This is a genomic window from Cyclobacteriaceae bacterium (genome assembly GCA_013141055.1).
In the GTDB taxonomy this organism is placed as follows: Bacteria; Bacteroidota; Bacteroidia; order Cytophagales; family Cyclobacteriaceae; genus ELB16-189.
Map to the genome: position 1 here is coordinate 1,016,510 of JABFRS010000001.1, position 12,050 is coordinate 1,028,559.

11 protein-coding genes are annotated in these 12,050 nt (G+C 42.0%); 5 read left to right on the plus strand and 6 right to left on the minus strand.

Translation table 11 applies throughout. The features are described 5' to 3' along the window. The first annotated feature begins 21 nt into the window (after window positions 1-21). The gene (gene recA / locus HOP08_04400; protein NOT74147.1) at window positions 22-1,083 is read left to right on the plus strand and encodes a recombinase RecA; all 1,062 of its coding nucleotides are present in this window, start codon (window positions 22-24) and stop codon (window positions 1,081-1,083) included. A gap of 201 nt (window positions 1,084-1,284) precedes the next feature. Here the strand turns inward: recA and HOP08_04405 are convergent, their stop codons facing one another. Continuing rightward, window positions 1,285-2,547, minus strand: a complete 1,263-nt coding sequence (locus HOP08_04405) for an ABC transporter permease (protein NOT74148.1) — start codon at window positions 2,545-2,547, stop codon at window positions 1,285-1,287. Between the two features lie 238 nt (window positions 2,548-2,785). Here HOP08_04405 and queA point away from each other — a divergent pair, with 238 nt between their 5' ends. Continuing rightward, window positions 2,786-3,832 carry a tRNA preQ1(34) S-adenosylmethionine ribosyltransferase-isomerase QueA gene (gene queA, locus HOP08_04410; protein ID NOT74149.1) on the plus strand — a complete coding sequence of 349 codons (1,047 nt, stop codon included), beginning with the start codon at window positions 2,786-2,788 and terminating at the stop codon, window positions 3,830-3,832. Between the two features lie 80 nt (window positions 3,833-3,912). After that, on the plus strand, window positions 3,913-4,590 hold the full coding sequence (locus tag HOP08_04415; GenBank protein NOT74150.1) for a 2-C-methyl-D-erythritol 4-phosphate cytidylyltransferase: 678 nt from the start codon (window positions 3,913-3,915) through the stop codon (window positions 4,588-4,590). 44 nt (window positions 4,591-4,634) lie between these two features. Here HOP08_04415 and HOP08_04420 read toward each other — a convergent pair whose 3' ends face one another. Then, window positions 4,635-4,856 carry a DUF2795 domain-containing protein gene (locus HOP08_04420; GenBank protein ID NOT74151.1) on the minus strand — a complete coding sequence of 74 codons (222 nt, stop codon included), beginning with the start codon at window positions 4,854-4,856 and terminating at the stop codon, window positions 4,635-4,637. A gap of 165 nt (window positions 4,857-5,021) precedes the next feature. Between HOP08_04420 and ettA the strand changes: the two genes are divergently transcribed. Further along, a complete protein-coding gene (gene ettA, locus HOP08_04425) occupies window positions 5,022-6,704 on the plus strand; it encodes an energy-dependent translational throttle protein EttA (protein ID NOT74152.1) in 1,683 nt (560 codons plus the stop codon). Window positions 6,705-6,716: 12 nt separating this feature from the next. Continuing rightward, entirely contained in the window at window positions 6,717-7,085 is a 369-nt protein-coding gene (locus HOP08_04430) for a DMT family protein (GenBank protein NOT74153.1), read from the plus strand. A 424-nt stretch (window positions 7,086-7,509) separates the two neighbouring features. Here the strand turns inward: HOP08_04430 and HOP08_04435 are convergent, their stop codons facing one another. From HOP08_04435 to hslU, 4 genes are all read right to left on the minus strand, one after another. Continuing rightward, on the minus strand, window positions 7,510-8,553 hold the full coding sequence (locus HOP08_04435) for an NAD(P)-dependent alcohol dehydrogenase (protein ID NOT74154.1): 1,044 nt from the start codon (window positions 8,551-8,553) through the stop codon (window positions 7,510-7,512). A 71-nt stretch (window positions 8,554-8,624) separates the two neighbouring features. Next, window positions 8,625-9,545 (minus strand): lysophospholipid acyltransferase family protein, encoded by a 921-nt coding sequence (locus HOP08_04440; GenBank protein NOT74155.1) that lies wholly within the window; start codon window positions 9,543-9,545, stop codon window positions 8,625-8,627. 47 nt (window positions 9,546-9,592) lie between these two features. Continuing rightward, window positions 9,593-10,621 carry a DUF4421 family protein gene (locus tag HOP08_04445; GenBank protein ID NOT74156.1) on the minus strand — a complete coding sequence of 343 codons (1,029 nt, stop codon included), beginning with the start codon at window positions 10,619-10,621 and terminating at the stop codon, window positions 9,593-9,595. Continuing rightward, complete coding sequence (gene hslU, locus HOP08_04450) at window positions 10,621-12,018, minus strand: ATP-dependent protease ATPase subunit HslU (protein ID NOT74157.1); 1,398 nt, start codon at window positions 12,016-12,018, stop codon at window positions 10,621-10,623. The genes HOP08_04445 and hslU overlap by 1 nt, the downstream gene beginning before the upstream one ends. Window positions 12,019-12,050: the final 32 nt, after the last annotated feature.

Below are 12,050 nucleotides of genomic sequence, written 5' to 3' on the forward strand. Positions count from 1 at the left end.
TAATCAATAACACAACTATATATGAGCGACAACAAAAACGAAAAGAGCGACAACAAAGACAACAAGGAAAAGCTAAAAGCCCTTCAACTTACTATTGATAAGTTGGAAAAGACCTATGGGAAAGGTACGGTGATGAAGCTGGACGACCAGAAGGTCATGGATGTTCCGGCAATCTCTACGGGCTCCCTGGGACTTGACATTGCATTGGGCATTGGTGGTATTCCCCGTGGACGTGTAACAGAAATCTACGGACCGGAATCATCTGGTAAAACAACCTTGACCATGCACATGATTGCGGAAGCTCAAAAGGCTGGCGGTCTGGCTGCTTTTATTGATGCCGAGCATGCGTTTGATAAATCATATGCTGAAAAGCTTGGCATCGATACTGAAAATTTGTTGATCTCTCAGCCGGACAATGGAGAGCAGGCGCTTGAAATTGCAGAGCATTTGATTCGCTCAGGAGCTATTGACATTATTGTTATTGACTCTGTTGCAGCACTTGTACCAAAAGCTGAGTTAGAAGGCGAGATGGGAGAAAGTAAAATGGGTCTTCAGGCACGCCTGATGTCACAAGCGTTGAGGAAACTCACAGGCACGATCGCAAAGACAGGTTGTGCATGTATTTTTATCAATCAGTTGCGTGAGAAGATCGGTATCATGTTTGGAAATCCTGAGACTACAACGGGTGGAAATGCATTGAAGTTCTATGCTTCAGTACGTTTGGATATTCGCCGCATTGGTCAGATCAAAGAGAGCAGCGATGACATCACAGGTAATCGCGTTAAGGTGAAGGTCGTGAAAAACAAAGTTGCACCTCCATTCAAGGTAGTTGAATTTGACATTATGTATGGACGGGGAATCTCCAAGTCTGGGGAGATCGTGGATATTGGTGTTGAATTGAATGTGATTCAGAAATCTGGTTCATGGTTCTCTTACAGTGGAAATAAATTAGGCCAGGGTCGTGATGCTGTGAAACAGTTGATTGAAGATAATCCTGAGCTCATGGAAGATCTTGAAAAGAGAATTAAGGAAAAGCTCTCCACAGTTGATGGCACGAAAGTGCTGGAAGAAAAGGAAGCTTAGTATTTAGTGCTTCAAAAATAAACAGCCCGGCTTCATAATGAGGCCGGGCTGTTTATTTTTTATCTCTTATACATTTCACAAGTTTCGCCTGCCATCTTCCTTCGTTAGTATGAAAGGATGAAAGAGTTGCTAAATGGGACTCTTTTCCACAAAAAAAACCCGGATCGTTGCCAATCCGGGTTTCATCAATTTCTTTAATAATCAGTTCGATCGAATTGCAATCACCGGATCCAATCTGGCAGCAACCGCCGCAGGAACGATTCCCGAAATCAATCCAATAACTGATGATACTCCAATTCCAAGAACTATATTCTTTGCACTGAGTGCAACTTCCAGCGAACCGAAAGGAATAAATGTGAGCAGGAAGACTAACAGGATGCCAGCGAGTCCTCCAATCAAGCTTAGGAATACGGCTTCAAACAAGAACTGGAACAGAATAAAATAATTTTTCGCACCCAGGGATTTCTGCAGTCCGATAATACTCGTTCGTTCTTTCACTGATACAAACATGATGTTGGCAATACCAAAACCACCTACCAGAATTGAGAATCCGCCGATGATCCAACCAGCAATCCCTACCACATCAAACAAACCACTGATGGCATTCGCAATTGCTTCCGGGCGATTGAGGGCAAAATTATCTTTTTCAGAGGGGCGCAATCCGCGTCGTCCTCTTAACAAACCTTTTAATTCATTTTCAAGCTCAACCAATCCAAGGTCATACTCATTACCTTTTATGCCTATCGTTGATTGAAGTTCATTCCAGTTTCCTGTTCCTGTCTGATACAATTTCCGGAAGGAAACATATGGAATTATAACTGTGTAATCACTGCTTGGTGTACCAAGGAAACTTTGTCCTTCGCGTTTAACCACACCTATTACTTTATAGCGCAAATCTTTAATCCGGATGTCTGCACCAACCGGGTCTTTATCATTAAACAAGGCCAGTGAAACTTCATAACCTAGAATAACAACATTTCTTCCACCTTCCACTTCATCTGCGGTGAAATAGCGGCCATTCTCAACATTGACTTCGAAAATCTCATCATATCCTTCTCCCGCACCTCTCAACCCGATCTGACCAATGCTGTTACTACCTTTCTTGATAGTCACGTTACCCTTTGCTGAATAAATAGAAATTGCTGATTTACTTCTGAGGTTAGCATTTAGGAATTTATACTCATTGACAGACGGTGTTGGCCTTCTCCAGTACTCCCACCATTTAAAAGGTCCATTGCCTTCCGGGGTAAATGGCCATTTGCCAACGTAGATCACACCGGTTCCCAAAAAGTCAAAACTGGACTTGATATTTTTTTCAAGAGAGTCCACCAAAGTGAAAACGGCGATGATGGCAAAGATCCCGACCGTAACACCGAGCAGGGATAGAATTGTACGCAAAACGTTGGATTTCAACGCTTTCCAGGCGAAAGCAAAACTTTCAGCAATCAGGCGGAGTACGAGCATGGGCAAATAAACGCGAAAAAACTGATTTCGGTTGTAAAAAATGGTCAATTAAAACAAATCCTTATTTTTGCAGCCTTATTATTAAACAGGCCTCATCCGGCATAAGAGGCCAAAGCCCGTAAGCTTATGAAATGTCCCTATTGGTATATCCATTCTTTCCTCCTTTCTCATCAGCGGACAATTGCCATCTCACTACACAGTTTTGAATTATTTCACCCAAAAGAATAAATAAAAAGAAATGAAATTATCTGGATTTAAGTTTGACCTGCCGAATAATCTGATTGCCCTTCACCCATCCGAAAATCGCGATGACTCCCGTATGATGGTTGTTCACCGCGAAACCGGAAAAATTGAACATAAATTATTTAAAGACATCGTTGGCTACTTTGATGAAGGCGATGTTTTCGTTGGAAATGATACAATGGTTTTTCCTGCCAGACTTTATGGCCGCAAGGAAAAAACAGGTGCTAAAATTGAAGTTTTCCTTTTGAGAGAATTGAATGCGGAAATGCACCTGTGGGATGTTTTAGTAGATCCTGCCCGCAAAATTCGTGTTGGTAATAAATTGTACTTCGGAGATGGCGACCTGGTAGCAGAAGTCATTGATAACACCACTTCACGGGGAAGAACAATTCGATTCCTGTTCGACGGAGATTCTGAAGCGTTTGACAAGATTGTTGAAACACTTGGAGAAACTCCCCTTCCCAAATACATCAAAAGAAAAATTGAACCTGCTGATAAAGAACGCTTCCAGACTATTTACGCCAAGAAGAAGGGTGCTGTATCCGCTCCAACAGCTGGTCTGCATTTCACCAAGCAATTGATGAAACGCATGCAGTTGAAAGGCATTGACATGACGTATGTTACTCTTCACATTGGACTTGGAACTTTCCGCGCCGTGGATGTTGAAGACCTTACCAAGCATAAAATGGATTCTGAGAACTTTATTGTCGGAACTGATGCGGTAAAGGTTGTCAACAATGCTTTGGATAATAAAAACAAGATCTGTGCTATCGGTACCACCTCCATGCGCTCGCTTGAGACTGCGGTTTCTGCCAACAACAGACTTAAAGAACGTGAAGGATGGACAGATAAATTCATCTTCCCACCATACGATTTCAAGATCTGCAGTGCATTAGTTACAAACTTCCATCAGCCTGAATCTACTTTATTGATGATGGCCTGTGCTTTTGGTGGCTATGATTTAACAATGCAGGCATACAGCGTAGCGAAGAAGGAAAAGTATAAATTCCTCACCTACGGTGATGCAATGCTGATCATCTAAGTAAAAGTTAAACGTTAGTCTTAAAATCGTAACTCAATTCGCGGTTAAAGACTAACGTTTAATTGATAACAAAAACTGTTTTGCAGAAAAAAGAATACGCTCTCATTGTTGCTGGCGGCAAAGGCACCAGGATCAAAAGCAGCTTGCCAAAACAATTCATTGAATTGAACGGCAAACCAATATTGGTTCATACACTGGAAGCATTCTTTCGTTACTCTTCTTCGCTTACAGTAATTCTTGTGTTGCCGGAAGACGATTTCAAAATCTGGAATTCTATCGCAGCAGCTTATTCCTTTGAAAACCTCATCATTCTCGCGGAAGGGGGAGAAACCCGTTTTCAGTCCGTTAAGAATGGACTTGATAAGATTGATGGTGATGGCCTTGTAGCGATCCATGATGGAGTGAGGCCTTTAGTGAGTGAAGATATCATTGGTGCCTCCTTTCGTCTCGCAGCGATCCACCAAACGGCTGTGGCTGCGGTTCGGTTAAAAGAGTCTATTCGCATGACGGATATGGACAGCACAAAAGCCATGGACCGCTCCCGTTTCCGCGTTGTTCAGACGCCTCAAACCTTTGATCTCAATCTGATCCGAAAAGCGTATCAAATTAAAGAGGATGCTAGTCTGACAGACGATGCAAGTGTAGCCGAACGTTCGGGACATGCTATATCTCTTTTTGAAGGAAGCTATGAAAACATCAAAATCACAACCCCGGAAGATCTTGTCATCGCCGAGGCTCTCTTAAAAAAGAAAAGCTGACCGATGGCCAGCTTCTATATCGATTGAAATAATCTTAATCGTGTTTAATACTCATCCTCATTAAAGAAGAAGTCCTCTTTTGTAGGATAATCCGGCCATATCTCCTCAATACTTTCGTAAGGCTGACCGTCGTCTTCAAGTTCCTGAAGATTTTCGACCACTTCCAGGGGAGCACCTGAACGGATGGAAAAGTCAATTAATTCATCCTTGGTGGCAGGCCAGGGTGCATCCTCGAGGTATGAAGCCAATTCCAAAGTCCAGTACATACATTTAAAATTTCCGCAAAAATAGAATTAAATACAGCATTGTCAATAGGGGGTGCACGATACTTTCAAAAGCGAAAAACCAGCTACTTTTTGACACCATCAGGATAATGTGAACTATGGTTTTCAGGCCAAAAGAACCATATTTGCGCATCTAACAAAACTTTCATGGCAGACGAAAAAATCATCTTTTCGATGACGGGTGTGAATAAAATCTACCCACCCAGTAAACAAGTACTAAAGAACATATACCTCTCATTTTTTTACGGTGCCAAGATTGGCGTGCTGGGATTGAATGGGTCAGGAAAATCCTCCCTCCTTCGGATCATAGCGGGAATTGATAAAGAGTTTCAGGGAGAAGTAGTATCCGACTTAAGCTTTACGGTGGGTCTTCTTGAGCAAGAACCCCAGCTTGACAAGACAAAAACTGTTCGTGAAATAGTTGAAGAAGGAGTAAAAGAAACAGCTGATCTGCTGAAAGAATTTGAGGCCATTAATGAAAAGTTTGGAGACCCTGCCATTCTGGAAGATCCAGATAAAATGGAGAAGCTGATTGAGAAGCAAGGTGTTCTACAGGAGAAGCTGGATGCCGTTGGCGCCTGGGAACTTGATCATAAGCTTGAGCGGGCGATGGATGCACTTCGTTGCCCTCCACCGGATTCAAAAGTTGAGCACTTGTCGGGTGGTGAGAAAAGAAGAATTGCACTTTGTCGTTTGCTCTTGCAAGAGCCTGATGTACTTCTATTGGATGAGCCAACAAATCACCTGGATGCGGAATCCGTTCAATGGCTTGAAGAACATCTTCGTCAATATAAAGGAACTATTATCGCAGTTACCCACGATCGTTACTTTCTGGATAACGTTGCTGGTTGGATACTTGAACTTGATCGTGGTGAAGGAATTCCATGGAAGGGAAATTATTCTTCATGGTTGGATCAGAAACAGAAACGTCTGAAGCAGGAAGAGAAATCCGAATCAAAGAGACAGAAAGCATTGGAGCGGGAGTTGGAATGGGTGCGCATGAATCCGAAAGGAAGACAGGCAAAAGGTAAAGCTCGTTTAAGTGCTTATGAAAAGTTGATTGGACAGGAAGGTCGTGAGAAAGAAGAGAAACTTGAGCTCTACATTCCACCGGGACCAAGACTTGGGAATAAAGTAATTGAAGCTGAGGGCGTAGCAAAAGCGTATGGCGAAAAGCTTCTTTATGAAAACCTAACGTTCTCACTTCCTCCGGCAGGTATCGTTGGCATCATTGGACCCAATGGTGCGGGTAAGACGACACTCTTCAAAATGATTACGGGCTCTGAGAAACCGGATGCAGGAACATTCTCAGTTGGAGAAACTGTAAAGATCGCATACGTGGATCAGGAGCATGATGACCTGAAGCCAGAGGATACTGTATTTCAGGCAATCACAGGAGGCAATGATCTGTTGCTTATTGGAGGAAAAGAAATGAATTCCAGGGCTTATGTCAGCAAGTTCAACTTCAGCGGAACGGATCAACAGAAAAAGGTAAAAGAACTCTCTGGTGGTATGCGAAATCGAGCTCATCTTGCTATTGCACTAAAGCAAGGCGGCAATCTTTTACTTCTGGATGAGCCAACCAATGATCTTGATGTTAACACCCTTCGTTCGTTGGAAGAGGCTCTTGACAATTTCGGCGGATGCGCAGTAATCATTTCTCACGATCGTTGGTTTCTTGACAGAGTGTGTACTCATATTCTTGCCTTTGAAGGTGATTCACAGGTTTACTGGTTTGAAGGAACCTTTAGCGAATATGAAGAGAACAAGAAAAAGAGATTGGGCGATGATCAACCTCACAGGATCAAGTATAAAAAACTGGTAAAGTAGAATAGGCTATCAATGAAACCACTCTATACCATTCTTCTTCTGGTTGCTTCCAATGCATTCATGACTTTCGCATGGTACGGGCATTTGAAATTCAAGGATATGTCCTGGAGTCAAAATCTTGGACTAGTCAGCATTATTCTGATCAGCTGGGGCATCGCATTATTTGAGTATGCGTTACAGGTTCCCGCTAACAGGATCGGCTTCAAAGAAAACGGAGGTCCTTTTTCATTAGTGCAATTGAAGGTGATTCAGGAAGTAATCACGCTGACTGTGTTTGTAATATTCTCACTTGTGTTTTTTAAAAATGAAACCTTCCGAATGAATCATGCCATTGGATTTATTTTTCTGATCCTGGCAGTGTATTTCATGTTTAAAAAATAATATTCACTGAGACCCGGACTGGCCGTAACAGTACCTATCTTCATAAAACCTTTATTATCCCTGTTATCAGGGTTACTTTGTTGTTGTCAGAATTCTTTTTTGATCAACCTGAAAGTTTTTACGTATTAAGCTGGGATGCCAAAAGCTTGAAAAAACCACGATTTGGCACTTCCCGGGTCTGGAGTTTCCCTACCCTTAACGAGACCTTAACGAGACCTTATCGAGACCTTATCGAGACCTTATCGGGACTTTTTACCTATAACTCCCGGATATCTTACCTATTTCCCACCTATTCACTACGGATGTTCCCCTTTGCCTTGTGCTTGTCTCACCTTTGTAACATCGGTGCATAGAGCCTGTAACTCCCGTTGAGCTTCGGATAGAATATGAGAAGCAATGGAATAATCGATATGGGTCGGCAGGATTATAAGGTTGCCATATCAATGACAAATCGGTATCGCACATCATTCTTGATCATTCTTTCGTAGGCACCATTAATATCCTTCATGGCAATTACTTCTACATCTGACATGATCTTTCTCTCAGCGCAGAAATCCAGCATTTCCTGAGTTTCTTTTATTCCTCCTATCATCGATCCTGCTAAAGTTTTTCTTTTAGCAATCAATGAAAAATGGTGAACAGGTGCCGGATTTGGTGGAACTCCAACCAGGATATGCGTGCCGCCACTCTTAACCAATCCCAGATAAAGGTTCAGATCGTGCTCAGCAGACACGGTATCAATAATGAAATCAAAATGATTGCGTAGTGACTTTAATGTCGCTTTGTTTTGGGTGTGCGCAAAATGATGGGCACCAAGCTTTTTTGCATCTGCCTCTTTATTTGCAGAAGTACTTAACACCGTAACTTCTGATCCAAGAGATGCAGCAAACTTAACCGCCATGTGACCTAAACCACCCAATCCCAAAACTCCAACCTTATGACCATTTCCGATCTTCCAGTGCATGATGGGTGAATAGGTAGTAATGCCTGCACAAAGTAAAGGTCCTACTCTATCCAGTTCCAGATTCGGTGAAACATGCAATGTGTATTGTTCATCCACAACAATCTGGGAAGAGTATCCACCGTACGTTGGTGTCTTGCCGTCTTTTTCAAAACTGTTATAGGTTCCAATCGAACCTCTGTCACAATATTGTTCCAGTCCTTGTTGGCAACTTTCACATGTACGACATGAGTCAACAAAGCATCCGACACCAGCAAGGTCTCCAACGCTGAACTGTTTCACATCCTTTCCAACTTTGCTGATGCGACCTACAATTTCGTGTCCAGGCACCATGGGAAATATAGAGTCGCCCCATTCATTTCTAACCTGATGAATGTCTGAATGACACACGCCACAATACAGAATATCAATCAAAACATCTTTAGGACCTACTTCACGTCGGTCAAATCCAAATGGTGATAGTGGGGTTGTGGCATTCGCAGCGGCGTAGGATCTGACAGGAATCATATCGATTGATTTAAGTAATAATATTAATAAATAACACTGATCCCGGTAATGATGTTCTGGTCAAAAGACAATTATCTTATTTCTTCTCCAGGCTGAGTCTTCCATCGTTCATGCATCCAAACCCATTGGGTAGGATGATCTCTGATGGCTTTTTCAATGTATCGGGTATAGTTCTGAGTATTGACAACCAGATCTGTTTCCTCATCACCTGAGCTTACCCAAGGAATCTCCGGAAGGAATTGAATGTGCTGAAAATTATCTTCACCGAGATATATATATGCAGGCACTACTGTTGCTCCGGTTTTCATTGCCAGAATTGTTCCTCCAATCGGAGTTGATGCAGGCATCCCGAAAAAATCTACAAACCTGCTTTTAACCTTAGTATCCTGATCGATTAAAATAGCAGTGACACCTCCCCGTTTCAATCCTTTGAACAAACCGATCGTTTCCTTTCCTCTTTCGACAGGGATCGCGCCATGCGCATTACGATAATTGACCATTAGTGAATTAAGGCGTTCATCCTTTAATGGAGTGCCTATCACCATCGGTTGCCACCCTTTCATTGCAGTAAAGGTTACCATTAGTTCAAAAGCACCAAGGTGGATGGGGATAAAAAGAACACCCTTACCTTTTTTTAGTGCGTTCTCACCATGCTCTACGTTATGAACTTTAATGAATTTTTCCAGATCCTGTAAATTCTTAACACGGGATGCGCGGATAATCTCTCCTACGTTTTTGCCGATCATGACAAATGTTTGCCTTGTCATCTTTCGGATCTCATCGACAGATTTTTCTTTTCCAAACGCCATGGTAAGATGCTTGAACGTCAGTGCTCTGGGCTTTGGAGAAAATAGATATCCCAACCAGCCGAGGAAACCACAAAACGCAAGCCACGAGGTTCGTGGAATTATCCAGGAGAGGAAAATCAGAAACCGGATAAACCAGTATAATGAGGTGTACTTGATTTCTTTTCTTAACGGTCTACCGGCCATACATTCTAAAAAGACAAAGATACATGCTGTTCACAAAAATCCTGACGCTACTTCTTTTTGACGAATGGAATTATATCCACCGCACGGGCTTTTAAAATTCCAAATTCGCGAAAGCGATAACCGATCAGAAATTTAAAGGTACTGCTTACCGAAGTTAGCTTTGCTTCGTCAAAAGTCACTCCCCGTTTCTGTGAAATAAAACTTATTCCACCGAAAAATCTATCACCATTATAACCAATAGAACCTCTGTAATCAGTAAATCCATCCACACCTGTGGAAACCTGTCTTTCATCTTTTACAATGTAGTCCAGTGTGCGAACCGCCGGCCCGACAGAAAAAGACGCATTGATAAAGAATTTCTTTATGACTACCGTATAGGTATAACCTGGCGCGATACTAAAAGTGAGTGACTGGAAGTCAGAGACGGCAGCATCACTACCAAATTCAGCTTCATAATCCTTACCATAAATTGCAGAATCCGCCTTCAGGTGAAAGGAATTAAAGGTCCCAGTCAATAAAAAAGATCCAGCACTCTTCTTTTGACGTTCCGCAAAATTATAAGCAGACCTAAGAGAGAATTTATTCCTGTTAAACATATAGATACCATTGACTCCCACATTGTCGGTTACCATATCGGGACGTTGAGGAAATGGCGTGTTGCGGGGTATGCTTCTGTTGGGATCTGAGACATAAAAGCCGCTATATCTTTGATAAAAAACATCAGCACCCCAATGCTTGCTTAATAGATTCAATTGAAAATCAGTGGCTTTTGTTTCTCCATACAATTCATTCTTATACTCCTGAATTGGAACTGAGAAAGTTACTTCTGCTCCTATTTCAAATAAGTACAATCCGAACCCTGCTCCATAAGAATTATTAGGTTTAAAGATCAGGTTATTGCTCCTATTATGTTTTTGTTCTACTTCAAAAGAAGTTGATCGTTGCTTAAGAACGGGCCAGATAAAAAAATGGTCAGGGAATCGCTCAACATAGATGTTACGAAGAGAGTCATTTCTCTGTCCGTAGGAAGAGATTGAAATGAATAAGAGTAAAAAAAGTAAAGAAGTAATTCTCACTACAGAATATATTCACTGAGGTTTTTATTCTTCAGCAATCCATTCATTTTGTCTTTCACCATCTCCTGAGTGATGGAAAGTTGTGTTCCGGCTTTTATATCATCAGGAATATTGAACAGAAAATCATTCAATATTCTGCTCATCACCGTTTGTAATCTCCTGGCTCCAATGTTCTCAATCTCTGCATTTATTGAGAATGCTGTCTGGGCAATTTCATCAATCGCTTCATCTGTGAATGAGATGCCGACACCTTCCGCTTCAAGAAGAGCAATATATTGTTTTGTAAGAGCATTCTTGGGTTCCTTGAGGATTCTTACAAAATCCTCTTTTGTAAGAGCATTGAGTTCTACACGAATTGGAAAGCGTCCCTGCAGTTCGGGTATAAGATCAGACGGTTTTGAAATATGAAAAGCTCCGGCAGCTATAAACAAAACGTGGTCTGTCTTAATAACTCCATATTTGGTGTTCACGGTGCTTCCTTCCACAATCGGAAGAAGATCACGCTGAACACCTTCGCGACTTACATCAGGTCCACCACCTTTACCATTTCCGGAAGCAATCTTATCAATCTCATCAATGAAAATAATTCCAGCGTTCTCAGCTTTGCGAAGAGCTTCTTCCTTGACTTCATCCATGTCAATAAGGCGCGAGGCTTCTTCTTCTAATAAGATTCTTCTGGCTTCCGCCACCGTCACCTTTCGCTTCTTTGCCTTCTTGGGCATCATTCCGCCAATCATCTCCTGCAGGTTCATCATAGACACTTCGTCCATCATTCCCGCACCGATCATTCCAACATTGCTATTTCCACTTTGCTTAATGTCAATATCAATTTTCCTATCCTCCAGCTCGCCATTCTTTATTTTATCCCTGAAAAGATTTCTGGTTCGTTCGTTGAGCTCGACATCACTTGAAGGAACTTCGTCAGAATCGTTTGAGCCAGTAGAAAATCCGGCTTTCGGAGTATTTGACTTCATCGCTGGAATTAGCGCATCCAGGATAATCTCCTCGACTACAAGAGCCGCTTTCTCTTTAACTTCTTCTTTCTTACGTGCCTTGACCATATTGACAGATTGCTCAACAAGATCACGCACCATGCTCTCCACGTCACGGCCAACATAACCGACTTCTGTAAACTTCGAGGCTTCTACTTTTACAAAGGGTGCATCCGCAATTTTTGCTAAACGCCTTGCAATTTCAGTTTTACCAACACCCGTGGCACCAATCATCAGAATGTTGTTTGGAATTATATCCTCCTGAATGTCAGAATCAACATTCATTCTTCTCCATCTATTTCGCAATGCTATCGCTACGTTACGCTTGGCATCGTTCTGTCCAACAATATACTTATCAAGTTCAGCAACAATTTGCCGGGGAGTCAACGCACTGGAATTCATCATCTGCTAAAATTGAAATATAACTAGGGGAAATA